The sequence below is a fragment of the Clostridioides sp. ES-W-0018-02 genome, from assembly GCF_020658175.1.
GTDB lineage: Bacteria > Bacillota > Clostridia > Peptostreptococcales > Peptostreptococcaceae > Clostridioides.
The window spans coordinates 878469-902930 of record NZ_JACVVY010000001.1 but is presented as its reverse complement, the minus strand read 5'-3'; the positions used below and the strand labels follow the sequence as shown (position 1 = coordinate 902930).

Sequence of the window (24462 nt, the reverse complement as noted above, 5' to 3'; positions counted from 1 at the left end):
ATATGAATAATTATAAATATAAAAAGCCAAATATATTGTTTGAAGAAAGGATTAAAATTCTAATAGATGATTTAAACAAAGATTTTGATTCTGGAAAAATAAAAACTAAAGCAGAGTATTTTTACGAATTTAAGAATATGATTATTGATTTTTATAATAAACTTGGAAAACCATCATTTAAATTCTATGAGGCAGTATATATACCATCATTTTCAAACTATAGTGATATGTTAAAAAAAGCTAAATATGATATGCATGTCTTAATGTGTAGTTGTGAGAAAATAGGAAATGATTTACAAGTATATTTTAAAGATGTTAAAGAAGATACTGGTATATTAATGAAAAAATTAAACTGCATAGAAACAGAGATAAATGAACTAGATAAAAAAGTAGACTCTTTGAAAACAGTAAGTAATATGATTTATTCAGATGACTTTGTAAAAGTTAGTAATAGAAATAACTTGAATAATACTTCTTGCAGTGTATTATATGGAGCATTAACATTAGCAACAACATCGAGTAAATGTTTAAATGACAATATAAATATACAAGTTTTAGATATATCAAATGGCTTTCCTGGAAATACACATGAAATATATCCATCTTATAATAAAATAAAATATATTGGAGAAGATGACCCTCATATATATTTATCAGATATGTTAGATGGAAATGATGATACTTGGTTTGAGTTTGAAATGTATAATTTAGAATCTGATGTAAAAATAAAAACTGGAATGGTTGGATTTAAGTACAAAGAAGGTATAAGTTGGATAAGTGATGATAGAGTTTTAAAACTACATTTTAAAGTTTCTTTGGAGATACCTGTTAATATCAATTGGTTCAAAATTTCTGGTATACCAAGGCCAAATGTTAATCTACATAATCCTATAATAAAAAGAATAGTTGTAAGAGATAAATATGAAAATGCTCAAATATTACAATTAAATCAATATCTAGATGAAGAGCATATAATAACATTTGAATCGAGTATAGTTAAAGAAATTATAGTTGAATTAGAACAAGAGGACAGTAATTTTACTAAAGTATGTAGAGAGTATTTTTTAAATATAAATCCAACTAGAATTCCATATTTTTTTTATGACAGTGAGAAAGATTATGTACAATTTGATAAACCTCAAAAAAGTATAGAATTAATAGGGCTTAAATATAATCATGATGATAAAAATATAATTTATCCATCTACAAAAACAATAAACAATTTTTTGACAAGAGAGTATGTTAAATCTCAATTGTTTTATAAAAAGATAAGTGAAGATATTTATAAATTTCAATATGAAGAAGTAAGTGCAAGGAGATATGTTATAGGCATAAAAAATATTGATCTTAAATACAAAGTTTATGATATATATGGAGTATATCTATCACGTAAATTTTTATCAAATGAAAATATAAGGTCAATTACTTTAAATTCTAAAGATTACATACCTAAAAGATTTATAGAATATACAGATAAAAACAACAAAATTGATGATTATATTAAATATTATATAAGTTTTGATGATGGTTCAGTATGGACTAGGATAAGACCAAGACATAGAACTCAGTATGGCTCTTGTACAATAGTAGTAAATAGTAATGTATCAATTGTAAATAGAAATAAAAATGTTACATATGTTGATATGCTTAATGATGTAAAAGAATTTAGATTAAAAATAGAGTTATATAGACCAGAGGAAATAATTGATGAGTCACCTATAGTATATAGTTATAGTATAGATGTAGGTTCGGAGGAAATTATATGATGAACATTCAAGAGTATCAATTAAAAATTAAAGAAGAAGAGATAATAAAAAGGCTTTTGAATAATGGAGATTTAGTGACTTTTTATGAAGTAAATAAGTTTATAAGTGAATTTTTTGAAAAGAAAATAATTGGTTTGCCTTATTTTAAGCCAATTACATTATTACCATATCAAAATTCAGATAAAGAACAGTTTAATAATATGTTTAAAAATATAGAAGATGATTTGAAATCTATTTATGAAGTACATAATAATCATGTAGAGTCTTTTATAGAGACTGTAAATAAATATGATTTAGAAATAATAAATATATATAATGAAGCAAATAAGATTATTGCTTATTCAGAAATAGCAAATGAATTTTCAAGCCAAAAAATGGCTTATTACCCCTATGTTATAACTTTTAATACACTTGAAGATACAAATACTATAAACTTAGTAAAAAATAATATACCTAAGTCAACTTGTGAAATAGATTATAATACATCTACACTTAGAAATGAACTTCATTCAACCCCAGATGATAAAATAGATTTAAGTAAGTCAAATTTGAAAATATTATTAAATGGGCAAGAGATAGGTACAAGTTCAAATCTAAATTTAATATTAAATGAGGCTCTTAATGAAAACATATCATTAAATATAATGCCAATTAAAAATGAAACTCAAATAATTACAATTGACTTAGTGTTAGATGATATTAAAACAGTATCTAGAATTGAGTTGAGCGGTTACTCACTACAAGATACCATTATAACACTATTAATTTCTTCTGATAATAAGAATTTTAAAGAGAAGTTTAAATATCATGGAGAAAGAAATAATATATGGAGATTTAACAAAGAAGATATTTTATCGATTAAATTTATAATTGAAAAATACGAAATTGACCAAGAAGAAATAGATAACTTAAGTTCATTATTTGTATTAAACAATATTTCACTTTACAATGATAAGTATTCTAAAACTAGTGTGTATACAAGTAATAAAATTAAAATTGATGCACCTATATCAAATATAACATTAAATCCTAAAAATAAAATACCACCTATGACGAATATATCATATTTCATAGGTATAGAAGATAAAAATAATAGTGTAGAATGGAAGAATATAAAGCCAGGTGTAGCTTTAGATTTAAATCTTCTATGCAAAGAAGAAAAACTACTTAATTATTATACATCTGATTTATTTGGAAGACGTGACTTTGATATAGAATTAAAAAATTTTCTGTTTTATATACAACAACTTCCAGAACATGTAAACTTAAATTCTATTGAAATGAGAACAGGACATTCACAATGGATGATTGAGAGGCTGAATGTAAGTGATAAATATAATCAAGAATATCCAAGTTCATTGAAGGTATCTATAAATGACTATGCAAAACATAGAGTTACTGGAATAGCTCCAATGGATGTAAATATGATGGAAATAATGTGTAAAAGCGTATGGAATTATATGGTAATGAGTCAATATGTTAATTGTCTTGAAGATACTGTAATAGAAAATAAATATTTTAGTTTTGACAAAGACAAGGAAGTTTTTGATGTAGTTGTACTTGTAAATGGAAGACAAGTATTTAAAAAAGATAATAAGTATGCATTTAAGTTAAAAAAGGGAGAAAATAAAGTTCAAATAATGTTTTTACTTGGTGAATTAGATTTATCCGAGCCATTAAAAACCATCAAGCATAATTTTAATCTAATGTCTTATAGTGATTATATATTTGCTGGTCCAAAAATGAAAAGAATAACGTATAATTCTCTAGTGAAAGATATAAATCCTCATTCTCTTAAATATTATGCAATAAAATCTATAGATAATATGGACAATATAGTTACAAAATTTGACCCTAATTATACGATTAGCCCAAATGACCCTATAAATATTGAATTAAGAGAAAAAAGGAGTCCACAATACCAAAGACCAGATATAAAAATTAATACAGCTGAGTATTTTAGAATATTTATAAAATATAGACATATGTTGCCATCAACAATTGAAAAGTTAAAATCTATAAATGATGATAGCTTAATAAGATATAGAGTAATGGCTAAATTATCTACTTCAGATATATCTGTCACTCCTGTAATCAATAATATAAAGGTGGTGGCTGAATAATGTCAATAACACTATATACTAAATCATCTGATAAAGAAAATAAGGTTAGTTTAAGTTGGGAGAATACATCAAGTTCACCTCACTTGTACAGAGTATTTAGAAAAAAAATAGGAGATGATTTTGGTAATTCTGTTGATGAAATATTTCAACCTATTTCTTTATGTGAACTAGAAAGATTAGAAAGTGACATAAAGGTATTGAATATACATCCAGACATAGGAGAAGAAATTAGTTTTAAATGTTATAGAGGTATTACATGGAGTATTAAGAAGTCTGCTTCTTTAAAAAAATGGATGGAAGAGCCTTGCAAAGAAGATGTAAGAGGATATGGTATGGCTAAGATAAATGTAACTCCTGTATCAAACAAAGAATTTTGTGAAAATCCAGATGATTTTTTAAAGGATACTAGTGGTATGTACATTTATGATGTAATAGTTATCGGATTTTCTAGTGGTGAAGATTATACTAATGAAAATAAGTTAAATAAGATAGCATTAGATTCTATATTTGAATTTATGAATACAAATAGAAGTGTTATTGCTAGTCATGATTTAATTTCATCCATATTTAGAGAAGATGAAAGTTTAAATAAGTTAAGGGAGTTTTTTAATGTAAAGATTGGAAAATGGAAAGGAGAGAATATATTTTTTGATAAAGGCTATGGATTTACAAGTTCTGTATGGGGAAATGAAGTCGTTGTAAATAAATTAGATTCAGTTGCATTATATCCATGGAATATTGTAAATAAAGAAGAAAAGATAAAAATATCATATACCCATACTACATCTAATTTTGCACATGGAGATATATGGTTTAATATAATACCACAAAAAACAGAAGGAGAGTCGAATTGGTCTACTTCACAAGAAAGAGCTGCTTCATATTATCTTACAACATGGAATAATACTGCCATGATTCAAATAGGACACAATATAAATGATATTGAAGATATAGAGGAAGATGAAAAGAAGATATTGGCAAATACTATTTTTAGAATGAAACAACTAACTGAAAATACGTCTATTGAAGACAAACCTGGAGATACCTCTATTCCAATTAAACCAAGTATAACAAATCAGTATACTACTGAAGATAGAAAAGTCATTTTGGAATATACTTCTAAAGATACAGGGAGTATATATCAATATTATGTAGAAGGAATAGATTTAAGTACAAAAACAGTAACAGAATCGAACATAGCCACCACAATAGTTACTACAGGCATAAAAGAGTACAATTGGTGTTTACATCCTGTAGAAAGTGATATTAATCCAATTATTTTAAATAATTCACATATTGTATACAATAAGACCCAAAGAGAAACAGTGATGACACAATCTCTACAAAAAGGATATTATATGTTTAGGATTTATACAACTGATTATTCAGGTAATAAATCTAAAGTAGAAAGTAAGATTTTTCATGTAGATGGTGAAGTAGACGAAACTTCAAACAGGGTATTAGATGAAGTTCCAAATGCTGTAAGATTTAATAATAGGTATAGGGGGCCACAAGAAAGTTGTAAGACAAGTTCGATGTACAATCAGATAGATTATAATATAAGAAAGTTAAGTGGTAAAATAGATAGATTAGGTGTAATGAAAGAAGAAGTGCTTATAGACTCAAATTATAGTTATGGAAGTTTTGTAGATATAATTGACAATATACAAGAAGAGATAGACATATTTTATGATGTAAGGGGAGATTAGATGAATAAACTTATCATTAATAACTTACCAGTATCAAACAGGAATGATTTTGGATATAAAGCCATAAACAAAAGTTCAATGCATAATGATAATCAGAATAATATGCTAAATGATATCCTAGATTTATTCAATAAAACTAATGAGATAGAACGTACATTAAATAATAAGATAAGTTTGATAAAACTTGAAAATGCTCAGTTGGAAGCTGTAAATTTAAACTTGATACAAAAGTATAATCAATTATTGAATAAGTATATTGATATACAAAAGTCTAATAAATCAAGAAGAAAAATAATATTACCTCAAGATTGTAAGACTGAGGAGAGTACATTTGGAGCTATAATAAACAATGTAACATCAGATATAACTATAAGACCTTCAAAAAAGATTTCAAAATTGGCTGTTTTTGATGATATATCAAATTCTATGTTTATTCCCAAAAGTCTTTCGGTTAAGACAAAAATTACTAGTTTTGGTGTCATATCAGAACAGGATAATGATTTATATGCACCTTTTTCTAAAGATAATAATCTATATTGGACAAAAAGAGTAGTTACAAGTAATTTCGTAGATTTTTTAGATACAGAGTATGAAATTACTCTTCCAGAGGATATTATGACTACATTAGAAATGAATGAAATATATATACATCCATTTTTATGTAGTGTAAAAAATGTATATGTAAGGTTTGGAGATTCCAGCTATTGGAAAGAAGTAGAGGGAATTGAATATCATTCAGCAATAACACAGAATAATTTAACAAATGAATTTTCAAATTCAGTTAGAGCATTTAGAATAAACTTTCCTAATAAAAAAGTTAATCAAATAAAAATAGTTTTAAGAGGTTATAATTATGAAGAATGTGAAACAAATCTAAGAACTTTTGTTTATGGTATAAAATCCTTAGGAGCTTATATAAATTATTATAATAATTATGAATCTTCTACATTTAGTTTTAAGTGTAATATTGATGAAAAGAAAGATGTAATGATTACAGGTATAACGCCCCACTTTAATAATAGCAGTGACACTGGAAAATATTCTAAAGACTTTATATTTGACGTATATTATGAAGATAAAGGAGAATATCATCATAAAATAGTAGATACTTTTCCATTTAAACCTCCTACAAAAAAATTGATGTTTAAATGCAGGATAGGTGAAATTTATAGTGAAATAAATATAAAGAGTATTGATATAAATTATACCTATTATGGAGATGACTTGTAGTGTTTTTAAGTGTGAATGATTGTATTTAACATTTTGCATATGATATAATTAGTAGTACAAATTTGGGGGTGGTTATTTTGATAGTGCTGATTTAGGATTTATAATAAAATATTTTAAGGTTTATAATAAAATATTAAAAAATTTTGTCTTTATTGAAAGACTTTTTTTTATTTTTAAATTGTCAATTGTGACAATTGACCTATATACTTTTATGCTTAGATTTATCATTAATAATGATAGATAGAGCGACATTAAAGATTAGGAGGTGAAAACTATACATTTATTATACAAAAATAAAAGTGAAATTAAAACAGTAACTAAAATAGTAAATCTTATTTTTAAAATTATTGATGAGTTAAAACTATTTGCTAATAATGTGGTGATATGTAATATAAATAAAGATGACTTAAAATATTATTTTTTGAAATTTGATTTACAAAATAAAAACTTGTTGTTTAATATAAAGCTTTACAATTCAATTACAAAAACAATTGTTATAAAAAGTTATGTGTTAACGGACTTGATAAGAGACTGTGAAACTAAAAAAATAGAATTAAAATTGAACTATGATGTCAAAAATATGATATTAAAATCAAAAGAGAATGTACATAAAGATATTACTGAAATTTATATATGATTTTATCAAGCTTATGGGGGGAGAAATATGAATTTTACTATTGATAAAAATATAGAAGCAAAGCATTACACTACAGGCGGTAGAGTTCCAAAGCCACCAGGAAAAGGAGAGGTAATGATATGTCAAATATGTAATAAGCCAATAATGCCAGAACAATTTTCAATAGATAAATATAAAAGAAAAAAAGAATTTAAATGGCATATACATCCAAAATGCTTTGAGTACATAGATAAAATGGCTGATAAATCAGTTCCTGGTTTACTTAATGAAAGAAGATATTTACTTGAGTAAATTTTTCTTGTATAAATGTATAGTTTTATAATCTTAATGGATAAGAAATGATAATATAATGCTAAGAAGGTATATAATATGGAGAAAAAAATAACTTATAAAAATAATATGCAAAAGTATGGAATGAGTGAATATCAAAGAATACATGATTTGGTATATGAGTTACAAGCTGGTTCAAGAGATGCCGCACAAGAATTAATTAATTCATTTAGAACAATGTTAAATAAGTATGTCTCTTTAATAGTGTATGGACAATATTCTATAGAAGATTACTCAATAAGAAGTTTTATTAAATTATTTGTAGAGGAAGAAAATGAACGACTAAAATTAAATTCATATTTTGTGAATGGTCATGGTCAAAGGGTAGCAGATAAGACAGTTGCAAAAATAGTTGGTATATTTTCAAATAATGACAAAGAAGACATACAACAGGAGATAAGCGCTATTTTTTTATCTATGTGTCATAAATATAAAGATACAAAGCCGTCTTTTCACAATCATGTCAAAAGAAATTTTCATTATTATGTCTTTAGACATTTAGAAAAACTATCTAAAGACCCAATAGCAAGAGGTCTATATTATCAGAAAAAAATATGTAAGATATATGATTCTGACCAACAATTACCTATAGAAGAAACAATTTGTGATAAAAATGCACAAAAAGAAATAGACGAAGTGCTCGATTATGTCGAGCTTTTTTATAAGTTGCAATTGTCAATTGCGATAATTGAAAAAGATGTAGCTATAAATATATACGATGATGAATTTTTAAATAATAATTGGATTAATGGAATTACGTGTTCTAATATTTTTAAGGATCTTACAACATTTGAAAGACGAATATTAGTAATGTGGTATATGAAAGATAATACTGATTCAGAAATAGCAGAGCTATTTGGTCTTTGTAGAGGGACAATAAATAAAAAAAGAGCCTGTGCAAAATCTAAATTGAGAAAAGCTGTAAGATTGATTAATTATTTAAAGGAGTAAGAATTATTACTCTTATAAGATTTAGACCACTCTAATATAAAGAGTGGTCTTCTTGAGTATTATTCTAATTCGTTCGCAATAGTATTATAAAAATTTGCTGATTCTATTAGCATCTGTTTAAAGTCTGCAGACCTTTCATTGTAATAGGTTCTACCTTTTTCAGTTATTTTATAGAGCTTTTTACGTTCTTTTTTTGCTGCAACCTCAATAAGACCTTTTGTGAGCATTTTTTCTATTATTGGATACATAGTTCCATTACTAGGTTTCCAAGATAAATTAAAACTACCTATATAATCTGTAACTTCCTTTCCATAAACACAATCGTCTTTTTTTATCATCAAATTTAACGTGTACAGCTCTAAAAATATACTACTAGAAAATTTATTATCATTTTCTTTTGTATTTACCGCTTTCATACCCATTGTTGAATATTTCATATATTTTCTCCTTTTAAATATTATTTTACAAATTCTGATACAGTTTTAATAAATAATTTACATGATAAATAATTTACATTATGTATTTGAATAATATAATTGAATATACACTATGAATTTTAACTTATATTTTTTGTATAGTTTTTACACGTACTTGATTATTATTATATAACATCCAACAGTCGCAAACAACAATTAATAAGTTAGAAGATATTTAGTTTTTAAGCTATAAATAAAATTTCAAATAAAGGAATGGTGAATAAACATGTGTAATACCAATATACAAGAAGAAACTATTTTAGAACAAATAAAAAGGATAAATGAAGAAGATAACAATATAGTTACCAATATAGTAGATAATTTTATAAATAAGCTTTATGATGAAATTAATAATAATGAAAATTTTAGTCTAAAACATGGTTTTTTAACTATAGGAAAATTACTAGTTATTTTAGCACAGTCATTATGTGATAATGAAGAACATTTTTCTAAAGAGTGTGATTTAGCAAAAGATATAGTTTTAAACAAAATTATGGAAGCTATTATGCCAAAAGTTGATTATGGAAAAGTTATTGATGAGGATTTTGATATAGAAGATCTATCAATAAGAAGAATAATGCTTACACTTGGAATAGCTATAGATTATATTATTTGGAAAACTGATTTAACAAAAAAATATCAAGAAAATAGTATTAAGTAGTTATATACCAAATAAGAGTTTTGACAAAGTAATATTTTGTATGGCAATATAAAGAGTAGATAAAGTATTAGGAGGAACATTGAGTGTTAAAAAAGTGGTTTGGTATTATGAAAAAGAAACAAAAAGTTGAGGCAGCAAAAGAAGAAGGTGAAATAATATTAAAAAATGAAAAAATTTTGTATGAAGAAAATTTAATTGATAAAGAAAAAAAGGTATTATGCTGTAAAGAGGAAGTTGTAAGTGAAGAAAATGAGTCTTTAAACCAAGAAGAATATTTGTCTAATAAAGAAGATAAAGTGTTACGCAAAGAAGAAGTGGTATGTGATAAAAAAAATAAAGTCTTATATGAAGAAGAATTGATAATCAACAATGATAAAGAAGAATTAATAGTTAATAATGATGATACAACTTTAAATAAAGTAGAAATAATAATTGATGATATAGAAATAACAGAAAAAAGTATAAATAGTGAAGAAACACTAATTAATAAAAATACTATAGAATTAGATAAAAAAGAAGTATTTATTACTGATGAATCTATCAACTTAAATGAAGAAGAAATACCACTTGAAAGTAAAAAAACAGATTCTAAAAAATTTGAAGAAATTGAGCGAAGTGAAAATAATACTCTAGTAACAAACACTACTGAAGTTGAAGAAAAACAAGTAATTGGTATAAATGAATATTTAACAGAAGAAGATTTAAATTACATAAAAGAAATAAAAATAAAACGAGGAAGAAGTATAAAAGCAATAAACTTATATACTAAAGAAGAAAAGACTTTTAATACTCATATTCAATGTAGCAAAAATCTTAAGGTACCACTTGGCTACATAAGAGAAAATTTAAAATATGGATATATGGATTACTTTGGAGAAGCTATAAATTATTTAAGTAAAGTGTTAAATGTAGAAGAATACTGTAAAAATGAGTGGAGCTATCTAGAAAATAGTAAATCTCCATCTGAGATATTTAATATTCTTAATGACAAAATATTTAGTACAAGACTTTCTGATAAAAAGAGAAATGAAATTTTAACTAATGATAAGATTGAAACAATAAAAATGAATTATAAGTTTGAGTGTATTGATGAGGAATATGATGAATATTTTAAAAAATATAAGTCTATAATCAAAAGAGGTGGAAAGAAAAAGATTGAATTAGTAAATAAAAAAGGCGAAGTATTAGAGATATTTAAGTCTTTAGAAGAATGTTCTATTTATTTGCAAAAAGAAAAAAATGAAGTTATACAAATGTTAAAGTATGGAGATACAAAAATAGGAAGAAATTTCATAAGATATAGTTTAAGAAATATTTAATTTCATTTTAAATTCATGAGAGTTTCATTTATGATTCACACATTTAATATTATTTTAATGTAAAATAATAAAAGTGAAGTATTGTACAATTAAATTTAAGGAGGATATTAATGTCTGAAGAAAAAAATTCAAAAGATAATACATTGAATGAAATTAAAAATTCAGAAAATGTAAGTTCTAAACAAGATGATGTGTCAGGTGAAAAAAATACTGATAACAAAATCAAAAAAAGAGAAATAAAATTAAGTAGTAAAAAGCTTAAAGCAATTGTAGCAATTGTTGCAGTAGGGGCAATTTGTTTGGGTGGAGGCTATGTCTCTGGAAAAGAAGCTGGAAGAAAATTACCAGCCACTTCAAAGCGTTATAATAGTAATGAAGTAGTAGCTACTATTGGGGATAAAAAAATTACAGGGGAAATGTTAAGAAAAAGAATGGAGCCATTATTTTATTTAAATGCAAAAAATACTATGAGTGATGATGAAATACGTTCATATGAATCAAATATGATTGAGACTATGATTACATCAGATATATTATCTTCAGAAGCAGCAAAAGAAAAGATAAGCATAACTAATGACGAATTAAATTCTCAATATGATAATCTAATGTCTAGCATAGAATCTGCAATGGGAATGACAAAAGAAGAGTTTCTAAAGCAATTTGACTTGACTGAGAAATATATAAAAGACGATATGAAAAAAGAACTAATAGCATCAAAATACTTAAATGAAGCATCAAAAGTAACAGATAAAGATGCACAAAGTTATTATGACAAAAACAAGAGCAATTATTTACAAGTTAGAGCTTCACATATTTTAATAAAAACTGTTGATGATAAAGGTAAACAAGTCAGTGATAGTAAAAAAGCTGAACTTAAAAAACAAGCAGAAGAAATACTTAAAAAAGCTGAAGCTGGAGAAGATTTTGCTACTCTAGCTAAAAAGTATTCTGAAGATAGTAGTGCAGAATCAGGTGGAGATTTAGGATTTTTTGGAAAAGGTCAAATGGTAGAATCTTTTGAAAAAGCTGCATTTGCTTTGAAAAAAGGAGAAATATCTAGTAAGCTTGTAGAAAGTGATTATGGATACCATATAATTAAGAAAACAGATGAAAAATATCAACCATTTGAAGAAGTAAAATCAGATTTAGTAAGTACTTTAACATCAGAAAAGCAAAACTTACTTATAAATGATTTAAAGGAAAAATACAATGTAAAAATTACAGATAAATATCAAATGAAAGCAAAGCAATAGATTAAATCAATTTATTAAAAGAAGAAAATATTAATCTATATATCTAAAAGCTGTTTTTGTTCTTAAATAGAGAACTTAAACAGCTTTTATTATTTTATCATAAAATTAATTCGCCTAAAAATGAAATTATAAAAAAATAACATGCATAAATTAACAATGAAAACGTATTTTGAATTTAAATTATTTTATTGAAAATCTATATAAAATATAAAAAAAATAAATAAAAAAATTTAAAAGCTAAAAAAATACTATTCAAATATATATACTAAAGTTATTCTTTAAAAATACTTAAAAAAGAATATTTTTCATAATTTTAAAAATAATAATAAAAAAATGAAAATATTAACAATAATCTATTGAGTAATATAAAAAAAGATGCTATTATAAGTATGTGTTAAAATGATTAAGCTAATCTTAGTACTGAATTTAACTATAAAAATAATAAGGGGGCGTTTTTTTATGTCAAATACTGAAAGCGTATCTAAAAAAGCTAGTCATCCGAAGAGTTTTTGGCTTGTTTGTATGACAATTTTATGGGAAAGATTTAGTTATTATGGATTAACAGCTTTGTTGGTATTATTTTTTACAGCGAGTGTAACTCAAGGTGGTCTAGGACTTTCTACTCAAGAAGCAACTTCAATGTTTGGTTTGTTTACAGGTCTTATATATCTTACACCATTAATTGGTGGCTGGTTGGCAGATAAAGTTTTAGGTCAACAAAAATGTATATCTGTAGGTGCACTTTTAATAGCAATAGGTGACTTTGTTTTGTTTGCATCATCTACATCTATTAATATGGTTTGGGTAGGTCTATCAATAATCATTTTAGGAAATGGTTTTTTTAAATCAAGTTGCTCCAATATAGTTGGTGATATATATCCTAAAACCGAGGTATCAAGAAAAGACGCAGCATATAGTTTATTCTATATGGCAGTAAATGTAGGTGCATTCATAGCTCCAATCATATGTGGACTGCTTTCTGATAATGTATTTGCAGTAAGAGGAGTAAACGGAGATATAGTGTCTTATGGATATAAGATGGCATTCTTAGTTTGTGGTATAGGTATGATGCTTGGTATGATTATATTTACACTTCTTGCGCCAAAGCTACTAAAAGAAGTTGGAAAACATCCAGTTACTAAGGGAAATAAAGGTGAAAAAATTGAGTATGGACCACTTACTAAATTAGAGAAAAATAGAATCATAGCAATGGTTGTATTATTCTTATTTGTAGTTTTATTTTGGACAGCATACTATCAAACACAAAGTTCATTTATGATTTATGTAAGAGACAATGTAAATAGAACTCTATTTGGATTTGAAATGCCAGTGGCATGGCTTACATCATTAAATGCTATATTATGTGTAGCGTTATGCCCTGTATTAGCTGCTTTGTGGGTTAAATTATCTAACACTAAAAGAGGCGACTTTTCTATTCCAGTTAAAATGGGGTTAGGAATGATAATAATGGGTCTTGGTTTTATAGTTATGGTATTGGCCACATTAGCCAATGGTTCAGATGGCACAATAAAGGCTAGCATACTTTTTATAGTAGTAACCTATATATTTACAACTGTAGGGGAGTTATTTTTGTCTCCTATAGGTCTTGCGATGTTTAATAAATTAGCTCCAGCTAAATACGCTACATTATCTATGGGTGCATGGTATCTGACAAGTTTTTTTGCTAGTTTGTTATCAGGAAAAATTGCTGGATTTACAGCTACATTAGGTTTTTTGCAAATCTTTGGAGGAATAGCAGGAGTCTTAATAATCTTTGGTTTAATATTACTTGGATTAAGAAATATATTGACAAAATTAATGGCAATGGATTTGTTAACAGAAACAAAATAATCCATACTTAATTAGTGAAAATAAAGGAAATTACATTTGAATATAAAATCAAACGTAATTTCCTCTTTAATTATGAAAAAAAGCTTTACATAGATAGATATTGTAATTAAAATTATAATTGTGATAATTAGAGTGTATAAGATTTATATAAATTATATAAAAGGAAAATTTATGTAATAAACTTTACATACTTATATATTTAGTTATTCAAACTATTATTTTGAGGAGGTCTTGTTGTGAATATAAAAGACAGAGTAAATGAATTAAGAAGACTTATGGAAGAAAAAAATATTGATGCTTATATGATTCCGTCTTCTGACAATCATCAAAGTGAATATGTAGGAGATTACTTCAAATCAAGAGAATTTATATCAGGATTCAATGGTTCAGCTGGAACAGTTATTGTGACTAAAGATGAAGCTGGATTATGGACAGATGGAAGATACTTTATACAAGCAGAATCTCAATTGGAAGGAAGTACAATAAAATTATTTAAAATGGGACAAGAAGGTTGCCCAACTACTGATGAATATTTATATACAAATATTCCAGAAGGTGGAACTTTAGGTTTTGATGGTAAAGTTATATGTGCTAAAGAAGGAGCTACATTAGCTGAAAAATTATCTAAAAAAGGTATAAAAGTAGAATACCAATATGATTTAATAGATAGCATATGGTCAGATAGACCAGCTTTATCAGATAGTAAAGCATTTTTATTAGATGTTAAATACTGTGGAGAAAGTTTTAGTTCAAAGTTAGCTAGATTGAGAGAAAAAATGAGTGAAAAAGGTACTTCTACTCATGTAATAACAACTCTTGATGACATAGCATGGTTATTTAATATAAGAGGTGGAGATGTTAAATACAATCCAGTTGTACTTTCTTATGCAGTGATAACTTTAAAAGAAGTTTATTTATTTGTTGATGAAAGTAAATTAAATGAAGAGATATTAAATGAATTGGCTAAAGAAAATGTAAAAATAAAACCATATAATGATGTATATGATTTTGTAAAACATATAGATAAAGATGAAAAAGTTTTAGTTGATGGAACTAAGATTAACTATGCAATTTACAATAATATACCTTGTGGAGTTGAAAAAGTTGATGAGTTTAATCCAGTAATGTTCTTTAAGGCCCAAAAAAATGAGGTAGAATTAGAGAACATAAGAAATTCACATGTTAAAGATGGTGTAGCTTTCACTAAATTTATGTACTGGTTAAAGAATAATGTAGGTAAGATAGAAATAACTGAAATAAGTGCTACTGAAAAATTAGAGGGACTAAGAAGAGAACAAGAAGGATTCTTTGAACCAAGTTTCAATACAATTGCTGCATATAAAGAGCATGCTGCTATGATGCACTATAGTGCAACTCCAGAATCAAACTATAAGTTGGAAGCTGAAGGTTTATTCTTAGTAGATTCAGGTGGACAATATTATGATGGAACTACTGATATAACTAGAACTACAGTATTAGGACCTATAAGTGATGAATTAAAATTACATTTCACTTCTGTAGCAAGAGGTATGATAAATCTTTCTAAGGTTAAATTCTTACATGGTTGTAGAGGATACAACCTAGATATATTATCTAGAAGTTGTATGTGGAATATGGGAATAGATTATCAATGTGGAACTGGACATGGTATAGGATTTGTATTAAATGTTCATGAAGCTCCAAATGGATTTAGATGGAGAGTAGTTCCTGAAAGATTTGATAGTGCAGTTCTTGAAGAAGGAATGGTAACTACTAATGAACCAGGTATATATATAGAAGGTTCTCATGGTATAAGAACAGAAAATGAAATAGTAGTTAGAAAAGCTGAAAAGAATTTTTATGGTCAATTTATGGAATTTGAAGTTGTTACATTAGCTCCTATTGATTTAGATGGTATAGTTCCAGAATTAATGAATCAAGATGAAAAAGATTATTTAAACTGGTATCATAAATTAGTTTATGATAAGATATCTCCTTTCCTAACTGGTGAAGAAAGAGAATGGTTAAAAGTTTATACTAGAGCTATATAGTTTTGTAATTGAATACTATAAATAAATCGAGGCATTTTAATGCCTCGATTTTTGATATATTATCTATTAAACTTAAACATAGTTTTTACTTTGATAATTCTACAAGTTTTTTATTCATTATAAGTAATATAATTCCAAATAGCAATAAAAATGAAGGGATTACTATAAATACTTGTAACATACCAAGGTGGTCTATAATAGCCTGTGTATAACCAGATAATTTATTTGCTGCAAATTTACCTAAGAACCAAACACCCATTAAGAATGAAATATATTTTTCTGGTGAAAGTTTATTTACCATACCATATCCAACTGGAGAAAAACAAATCTCTCCTATACTTTGGAATGTTAAAAATCCAATTACCCAAAATACACTTGCTTTCTGAATTGAATTAGGGTTAGTTCCTGTTTGTATAACTGCGACTATCATGAATAAAAATGCTATAGCTAATAGTATAAACCCTAGACTCATTTTTGAAGGTACACTTAAATCGCCTTTTTTAGTCTGAGATAATTTTACCCAGACTAGAGCAGATATAGGGCCAAGGATGACACATAGAAGACCATTATATGAATCTATCCATGAGGTTGGTATTTGAAAATTACCAACAGTCAGATTTATGTGTTCTTTTGTATACAAAGCTATAGACATAGAAGCTTGATTATATGCTATCCAAAAAAATACTGTAAAAAAAGCTAATATTAATATTACTATTATTCTTTTTTTCTCAACTGTAGTTAATGGTTTTGAAGCAAGTAATTTTTTATATTCTAATGATTTCTTTATAGTTTCTTTTTGACTACTAAATTCATTACTTGAAGATTTATAAAATCTTTTGTGACCAAATATAAAGAATAATAAGCCTATTAAAACAGTAATTGAAGCAAATAAAAATACATATCTGTAACCATACATATTTATAGAAGTACCATTTTTCATAGCGAACCATTCATTAGCGACCAAACCACAGATTAAAGGACCAAATAATGTTCCCAGATTAGTAGCCATATATGTAATAGAAAAAGCGCCATCCTTTCTTGGGTCATCATTAGTATATAAGTTTCCAACTAAGGTATGCAAGTTTCCCTTATAAAAACCTATTCCTAATCCAGACAAGAATATCATGATGTTTACATCCATTTTGCTATTTGCCAGATATCCTAAAAAGTAGCCAATTGAAACCATTATCATTCCAAGCATAATACAATTTTTCGGACCTAAAAATCTATCACTAACCCATCCACCAATAACTGGAGAAAAATAAGTCCATGCTAAAAAAGATGCAAGCATTGATGCAGATTCTGCTGGTGTTAATCCCAAACCACCTTTAGATACTTGCTCAGCTAGAAATAACAATAGCACTAATTTCATACCATAGTATGCAAGTCCTACAAATGTAAATATTGAACAACAAAAATATAAATCCTTAGGCTGTTTAAGCTTTTCTTGAGTTTTTAAAATTGACATATGTTGAGAACCTCCAGACCAATAATTTAACAAAATTTTTCCACACTATATGAGTATATGTTTTTTTTATAAAGACGTCAACTTATGGCATAAGAAAACAAAGTGTTAATAATCTATAAAAATAGTATTATTTTATAGATTCAGTAATATTTTTTTACAAGAATATATGTTATTATTATATTAAAATACAACATATTATGGAAAGGATATGCCAATTTAGTAGTTAGATTGATTGTTTGGCAGGTGGGATGAGCTATGATAAGAAAGAAATCTGAATTACAAGTAGAAGTAAAAGAAAATTTAACTGGTGGGGTTGGAAAAGTTAAGCTTGAAAATATATTACAAATTGATGAGCTTAAAGGAAAAGGAAGATTATTTAAAAGAATAACTTTACCAGTAGGAAGTTCAATTGGTGTGCATGACCATACAACTGATTTTGAGGTATATTATATATTAAAGGGAAAAGGTAAAGTTTTTGATAATGGGGAATTTGTAGAAGTAAATGAGGGTGATGTAATATACACTGCTGATGGTGAAGAACATTCTATAGAGAATATAGGAGAAGAAGAACTTGAATTTGTAGCAGTAGTCTTATATGTGTAAAATATGGAGGAGGAGTCATGACAAGCAAGATAGAAGAAATTAAAGACAAGATAAATAGATTTTGCAACTCCAATCTAAATCAAGAATATAAAGATATAAGTTTTAAAATCTTGCAAGACATTTTAGATAATAATAAAGAGATAATTCATTCTTCTAGAGCTGATATATGGTCTTCAGCTATACTAAACATAGTTTTGGAGCAAAATCTCTTATATAATAAGAAGCATCCATTACATATAACCAAAAAGGAATTTTCAAAAAAAATAGGTGTTTCTTTAAACACTATAAACAATAAATCATCATTGATAAAAGACGTTTGTAATATTGATTTCTTAAATCAAGATACTATTGCTATCTCTAATATTGAGTTTTGGGTAAGAGAGAGTAACTCTAAATCCAAAGCCATAGATTTAGAGTTAGAAAAGAAAAAAATACTTTATAAAAGATATATTAAACTATCACAAGAAGCTAAAAATCATATTGAGTCAATTAGGTATATGGAAGAAGCTGTAAACATTGGAAAAAGCATGATTACTAAGGAAGATAGACAACTTGGATTTTGGAAAGGTGTATCTACTAGAGCTTATATGGTAGCACTTGAGTCTCTTGCTAGGAAGTTAGAGAGTATTGATAATTTAAAGGAAGCTAGAAAGGTATTAGAGTATTTAATAGAAATCAATCCTGATGATGAGCAAGGAATAAGGTATAAATTACTCAATGTATTAATTAGGTTAAATGATAGAATAGCAATAAATAATTTATTTGAAATGTATAAAGAAGAAAAGTCTGCTACATGGATGTATAGCAAAGCTCTTTATTATTTTAAAAATAAAAATATGTTTTTAGCAAGTGATGCTATTAAAAGTGCTAAAAATAAAAATAAATATATTGGATTATATTTAATAGATTGGCGAAATGCCTTTGGTAGAGAGTTTGTTACAGCGGAAGAAAAGGGAGAAGCTGTCTATTACTATGATGAAAATATAGTACTTTGGAATGAAGTTAAAGGTTCTATGGATTGGTTACTGAAAAAAATGTTGGAATTTTCATAAAAAAAACTACTCCTTATTACTTATAAAAAAGTAAGGAGTAGTTTTTTTATTTATACATCTAATTTTAAATCTCCTGGTTTTATCATACCTTTTTTTCTCATAAATTCTGATATTATTAGAGTTACAATAGCAGGAAGTACAAAGTTAAGTAAAAGTATACCAATCCACATAGTTATTCCACCTTTTCCAGCACTTTGCATGGCAGTTACTGTTCCAAATTGTCCAACTAATCCACAAGTTCCCATACCAGAGCCAATAGGTATATTTTCCATTTTAAATATTGTTGTAGATAATGGGCCAAGTATTATTGAAGCTATTGTAGGTGGTATCCAAATTTTCCAGTTTTTTATTATATTGGGAACTTGGAGCATGGATGTACCAAGTCCTTGAGCTACAAGACCTCCTACTCCATTTTCTCTAAAACTCATAACAGCAAAACCTATCATTTGGCAACAACAACCAACAGTTGCTGCTCCACCAGCAAGCCCTCCCAAACTTAACATCATACAAATAGCTGCACTACTTATGGGTAGTGTAAGAGCTATTCCAACAAGTGCAGAGACAAGAGCTCCCATTATTATAGGTTGCATAGTGGTTGCTTGCATTATTATGTTTCCAAATGAAGTCATAAATGCAGAAACTGCTGGTCCAATAAGTTCTGCCACAAGTACTCCTATTAGTATTGTTACAGCAGGTGTAACTAATATGTCTACCTTTGTTTCCTTTGAAACTAATTTTCCAATTTCTACTGCAAAAAGTGTAGCGACAAATGCACCCACAGGTCCTCCTAGTTCATTACCACAAGCTCCAACAAGTGCACAAGAAAATAGCACAAGTGGAGGCGCTTGAAGTCCATACGCAATAGCCACTGCTATAGCTGGGCCTGTAACTTGCTTAGCAAGTGGGCTTATAACTTCAGTAAAAAGAGAAATATTGAAGTTGTCTCCTAATGTGTTAAAAATTGTTCCAATTAAAAGGGAAGAAAAAAGGCCTAGTGCCATATAACTTAATGCATCAATAAGATACCTTTGAACAGAAATTTCAATGTTTTTGCTCTTAGCAAACGATTTAAAATTTCTTTTTTTGCAATTGATTTCCAATTTAAAATCCTCCTCATATAATACAAATATAATTTCTTTTTAATTAATTATATAACTTTTCAGCTGACAAGACAAATGTTATTTCACTAAAATTAGACTACTGTAATAGTAAGAAATTAACACTAATTTTAGTTTTAAATTTTAAATTTATGGTTTATAATTAGTATAGGGATATTCTGAAATATAATACTTTTCCAGTTTATCCCAATATTTAACTTAGGTAGATTGCTTACAAAACAAATGATTATATATTAGGCTAAAGGAAGTGGATAGATGAGATTTGTAGAAAATAAGAAATACAGAAAAATTGCCATAATTATATCTATTCCTATATTGCTTGTTGCGCAGTACTACCTTTTTAAATTTGGAATACTTAGACCAATGGTAAAGGGAGTGGAAATCGAAATTGTAGATGGGGAATATGTTAAAGATTTAGATAAATATGTAGTAAAACTAAATGAAACAGTTACTTTGTCTACTGGCGAATATATCAAGGTTCCTTCATATGCTAAAGACCCAAATATTTGGTTTAATGTGTTGGATAATTCAGGGACTTTAAAAATAGATGGAAATAAGATGACAGCATTAAAGGTTGGGTATTCTTCTGTGGGTATTATGAAGAATTCAAGAGTGTTGAAAAAGGCTACTATAAAGGTAGTAGACCCAGAAGTAGAATCACTAGATATGGAGATTAATGGGGATTTAAAACATGTTGGTGATAGTGCTACTATAGAAAGTACAATAGAGGTTGATTATGACAAATTTAAAAAGTCATATAAACCTATTTATAAGAGTAGTAATGATGATGTGCTAAAAATTAAAGGAAATACAGTAAGTGCAGTTGGAGTTGGAAAAGCCACAATATATGCTAAGTGTGGAAATAAAGAAGTAGAGAGAACCTTTAGAATTCAAGCTAGAGTTGCCGAAATAAATATGAATGATGTAAAAATAGAAGTTGACCAAAATGAGAAATTAAAACCAGATATAATAACTTCTCCACCAGGTTTAGAACCACCAAAAATACACTATGAGTTGGCCGATTCAAAATTACCTGTGGAAAGAGCTATAAGTCTAAGCGGTGATGGAAGTGTAGTAGGTCTTAGAGAAGGTAAAGAAAGAGTAAGGATAACTTGTGGAGATAAGTCTAAAATAATAACTGTAACAGTAGTCAAAGAAACTATAACTAATGATTATATACAGAATTTAGTAGGTTCACATAAAATAGTAAATAACAAAGTTATTATTAAACTTGAATGGGATTATATGAAAGATGTTTTTGACTATGATATATATCTTAAAGACAAGTTGTCAGGAGAATCATTTAAGAAAATTAAATCTATAACTGTAAATGAAAGTGATTTAGGAAAATCACAAAAAGTATATGCTACTATAGAAATTGATGTAAAAGATAATCAGAGTATAGATTATGATATTTATGTTCTAGGTAAGAAAGACTCAGACACAACCAAGCCAAGTAATGTAATAAACATTACTAACATGAATGGTAATGGCAACTCAGATAATAATGATAACATACAAAACATGAAGGTTGAAAATATATCCGCTAATGTTGACAGAGATAACAATGTTATTAGAGTTAACTGGAGCAGTGTATCTCATAAAGAATGTACCTATAGTATATATATAAAAAATAATACTAATGGAGATGGTGAGTTTACTTTGTATCAAAGTGATATAAAAGGGAATGAACATACTATAAGTATCCCTGAAGGAGATTTAAATTTAGATATATATGTAGTGGCAAATTACAATGGACAAAATTCTAAAAATAGTGATGTTATAAATGTAAGATAAATTTATACAAAAATTTAGAAGTGTTAGATTTATGATTTATTAATAAATCAAATCATTATAAGAAGAGGATAGTATGGGAGTAATCATACTATCCTTTCTATTTTATTGAAACATACTGGTGTTAAATTTTTAGTGTGAAAATTATTGTAAAAATGAAAACATAAAAGGCATATATATCATACCAGATTATCATAATCCAACAACGCATTCTATGTCTAACTTATCATGTAAGAAAATAGCAGAGATAGCAAAAAAGTATAATATCATAATTATTGAAGAAAGAAAAGATGAGATTATAAAAAGAAATGAAGCTACTAATAAGATTTTATCTGAGTATAATTTAATTAAATAAATAAAAATGCGGAGAAATTTATTATAATAAACCTCCGCTTTTATTATTTAATGAAATACTTTACTTTCTATTAAAATTTTAACTTTAATCATCTTGAAAATATAATCGTTTTATGGTAAAATAATTCTTAAAAATAGAAATAATTAATCATTTGTTAAAAAAAATGCATAATAAATTGTAATTTATTGACTATAGTGGGAAAATATTCACAAATGTATAAAATAACAGAAAAAATGCAAAAATAAAATCAATTTCATATGTTATAAAATCTATATGGCAAAATTAAATTTGCCTATCAGAATGATATAAACACATCAGAAAGGAGGATGCTATCAATAATGGAAATTAATTAATTTTGGTAGCTAAAAATTATGAATGAACAAACTAGAATATCCTTAGAGAGAGCTGCTGAACTAAAATCAAAAATTGATGATTATATTCAGGCTAGGAAAACAATTAACAGAGGTCTTGAAAAAGAAGAAGAGATAAATAAACGAAAACAAAACATATTAAGCATATTAAATGGAACAGAAGAAGACTGGAATAATTACAAATGGCAATTATCAAATAGAATCACAGATGTAGATACTTTATCAAAGATTATCAATCTAACTAAAAAAGAAAAAGAATATATAAAAGAAGTTGGTACTCAATTTAGATGGGCAATATCTCCATATTATTTGAGCTTGATAGACCCAGATGATATATGTGACCCTATAAAATTACTTTCTATACCGACACATATAGAATTGGAAGATGAACAAGATGATTTAGACCCAATGGGAGAAGAGTATACAAATCCAGCAGGATGTATAACTAGAAGATATCCAGATAGATTAATAATAAATGTAACAAATGAATGTGCTATGTATTGTAGACATTGCCAAAGAAGAAGAAATATTGGTCAACAAGATTCTCATAAGTCGAAAGCTGTTATACAAGAATCTATAGACTATATTAGAGAAAATGAAGAAATAAGAGATGTATTAGTAACTGGTGGAGATGCTCTTACATTAAAAGATGATTATTTGGAATGGATTCTTAGCCAACTTAAAGAAATACCACATGTTGATTATGTTAGATTAGGAACTAGAACTCTTGTTACCATGCCACAAAGAGTTACAGATGATTTTTGTAATATGCTAAAAAAATATCATCCTATATATATAAATACACATTTTAATCATCCGATGGAAATAACTAAAGAATCTAAAGAGGCTTGTGAAAAATTAGCAAATGCAGGTATACCATTAGGAAATCAAGCCGTGTTATTAAATGGTATAAATAATGATAAATTTGTAATGAGATGTTTAAATCAAGAATTACTTAAAATAAGAGTAAAACCATACTATATATTCCAAAGCAAACATGTAAAAGGAACAAAACATTTTAATACATCAGTAGATGATGGTCTTGAAATAATGGAATATCTAAGAGGATATACATCAGGAATGGCAATACCAACATATATAGTTAATGCTCCAAAAGGAGGTGGTAAGACTCCATTACTTCCACAATACCTTGTATCAAAAGGAACAGATTATGTTATGCTTAGAACATGGGAAGGCAAAGTTATAAAAATGGAAGATGAACCAGCTGTAGATATAAAGAAACTTATAAAAGAGCAAGCACAGGATTAATAAAATATTTAGATATATAAAAAGAAACAACTTTAAAATAAAAATAAAATGGATGCTAAATTTATATCAATTTGCATCCATTTTTATATTAGTTAA

19 protein-coding genes are annotated in these 24462 nt (G+C 26.8%); 16 read left to right on the top strand and 3 right to left on the bottom strand.

Annotated features, from left to right (window positions below; translation table 11 throughout):
* Nucleotides 1-2 precede the first annotated feature (2 nt).
* The 6 genes from IC219_RS04105 to IC219_RS04080 all read left to right on the top strand — a co-directional run bounded on the left by IC219_RS04105 (nt 3) and on the right by IC219_RS04080 (nt 8746).
* A complete protein-coding gene (locus IC219_RS04105; RefSeq protein WP_227824064.1) occupies nt 3-1766 on the top strand; it encodes a hypothetical protein in 1764 nt (587 codons plus the stop codon).
* Entirely contained in the window at nt 1763-3889 is a 2127-nt protein-coding gene (locus tag IC219_RS04100; RefSeq protein ID WP_227830656.1) for a hypothetical protein, read from the top strand. The genes IC219_RS04105 and IC219_RS04100 overlap by 4 nt, the downstream gene beginning before the upstream one ends.
* A complete protein-coding gene (locus tag IC219_RS04095; RefSeq protein ID WP_227830655.1) occupies nt 3889-5598 on the top strand; it encodes a hypothetical protein in 1710 nt (569 codons plus the stop codon). Before IC219_RS04100 ends, IC219_RS04095 begins: the two co-directional genes overlap by 1 nt.
* A complete protein-coding gene (locus tag IC219_RS04090; RefSeq protein WP_227830654.1) occupies nt 5599-6828 on the top strand; it encodes a hypothetical protein in 1230 nt (409 codons plus the stop codon).
* A 664-nt stretch (nt 6829-7492) separates the two neighbouring features.
* Entirely contained in the window at nt 7493-7756 is a 264-nt protein-coding gene (locus tag IC219_RS04085) for a hypothetical protein (RefSeq protein ID WP_227824060.1), read from the top strand.
* Nucleotides 7757-7834: 78 nt separating this feature from the next.
* Nucleotides 7835-8746 carry a helix-turn-helix domain-containing protein gene (locus IC219_RS04080; protein WP_227824059.1) on the top strand — a complete coding sequence of 304 codons (912 nt, stop codon included), beginning with the start codon at nt 7835-7837 and terminating at the stop codon, nt 8744-8746.
* Between the two features lie 59 nt (nt 8747-8805).
* Here IC219_RS04080 and IC219_RS04075 read toward each other — a convergent pair whose 3' ends face one another.
* On the bottom strand, nt 8806-9183 hold the full coding sequence (locus IC219_RS04075; RefSeq protein ID WP_227824058.1) for a PadR family transcriptional regulator: 378 nt from the start codon (nt 9181-9183) through the stop codon (nt 8806-8808).
* A gap of 265 nt (nt 9184-9448) precedes the next feature.
* Here IC219_RS04075 and IC219_RS04070 point away from each other — a divergent pair, with 265 nt between their 5' ends.
* The 5 genes from IC219_RS04070 to IC219_RS04050 all read left to right on the top strand — a co-directional run bounded on the left by IC219_RS04070 (nt 9449) and on the right by IC219_RS04050 (nt 16336).
* On the top strand, nt 9449-9883 hold the full coding sequence (locus IC219_RS04070; RefSeq protein ID WP_227830653.1) for a hypothetical protein: 435 nt from the start codon (nt 9449-9451) through the stop codon (nt 9881-9883).
* Between the two features lie 83 nt (nt 9884-9966).
* Nucleotides 9967-11202, top strand: a complete 1236-nt coding sequence (locus IC219_RS04065) for a hypothetical protein (protein WP_227830652.1) — start codon at nt 9967-9969, stop codon at nt 11200-11202.
* A 110-nt stretch (nt 11203-11312) separates the two neighbouring features.
* Nucleotides 11313-12455 (top strand): peptidylprolyl isomerase, encoded by a 1143-nt coding sequence (locus IC219_RS04060; RefSeq protein ID WP_227482760.1) that lies wholly within the window; start codon nt 11313-11315, stop codon nt 12453-12455.
* 459 nt (nt 12456-12914) lie between these two features.
* Nucleotides 12915-14306 (top strand): peptide MFS transporter, encoded by a 1392-nt coding sequence (locus tag IC219_RS04055; protein ID WP_227830651.1) that lies wholly within the window; start codon nt 12915-12917, stop codon nt 14304-14306.
* Nucleotides 14307-14542: 236 nt separating this feature from the next.
* A complete protein-coding gene (locus tag IC219_RS04050) occupies nt 14543-16336 on the top strand; it encodes an aminopeptidase P family protein (protein ID WP_227437295.1) in 1794 nt (597 codons plus the stop codon).
* A gap of 85 nt (nt 16337-16421) precedes the next feature.
* Here IC219_RS04050 and IC219_RS04045 read toward each other — a convergent pair whose 3' ends face one another.
* Nucleotides 16422-17804, bottom strand: a complete 1383-nt coding sequence (locus IC219_RS04045; RefSeq protein ID WP_227830650.1) for a peptide MFS transporter — start codon at nt 17802-17804, stop codon at nt 16422-16424.
* A 255-nt stretch (nt 17805-18059) separates the two neighbouring features.
* On the opposite strand from IC219_RS04045, the gene IC219_RS04040 reads away from it, so the two are divergent.
* Together IC219_RS04040 and IC219_RS04035 are read left to right on the top strand one after the other, a co-directional pair.
* Complete coding sequence (locus IC219_RS04040) at nt 18060-18407, top strand: cupin domain-containing protein (protein WP_227437292.1); 348 nt, start codon at nt 18060-18062, stop codon at nt 18405-18407.
* Between the two features lie 17 nt (nt 18408-18424).
* Nucleotides 18425-19459 carry a DUF6398 domain-containing protein gene (locus IC219_RS04035; RefSeq protein WP_227437290.1) on the top strand — a complete coding sequence of 345 codons (1035 nt, stop codon included), beginning with the start codon at nt 18425-18427 and terminating at the stop codon, nt 19457-19459.
* A 50-nt stretch (nt 19460-19509) separates the two neighbouring features.
* Here IC219_RS04035 and IC219_RS04030 read toward each other — a convergent pair whose 3' ends face one another.
* Nucleotides 19510-20559: a PTS transporter subunit IIC gene (locus IC219_RS04030; protein ID WP_227437288.1), complete on the bottom strand. Its 1050-nt coding sequence runs from the start codon at nt 20557-20559 to the stop codon at nt 19510-19512.
* Between the two features lie 273 nt (nt 20560-20832).
* Between IC219_RS04030 and IC219_RS04025 the strand changes: the two genes are divergently transcribed.
* The 3 genes from IC219_RS04025 to eam all read left to right on the top strand — a co-directional run bounded on the left by IC219_RS04025 (nt 20833) and on the right by eam (nt 24366).
* Nucleotides 20833-22374, top strand: a complete 1542-nt coding sequence (locus IC219_RS04025) for a hypothetical protein (RefSeq protein WP_227437287.1) — start codon at nt 20833-20835, stop codon at nt 22372-22374.
* A 211-nt stretch (nt 22375-22585) separates the two neighbouring features.
* Nucleotides 22586-22726 carry a hypothetical protein gene (locus IC219_RS04020; protein ID WP_227482756.1) on the top strand — a complete coding sequence of 47 codons (141 nt, stop codon included), beginning with the start codon at nt 22586-22588 and terminating at the stop codon, nt 22724-22726.
* A 371-nt stretch (nt 22727-23097) separates the two neighbouring features.
* A complete protein-coding gene (gene eam / locus IC219_RS04015) occupies nt 23098-24366 on the top strand; it encodes a glutamate 2,3-aminomutase (protein WP_227437286.1) in 1269 nt (422 codons plus the stop codon).
* The last annotated feature ends 96 nt before the right edge of the window (nt 24367-24462 follow it).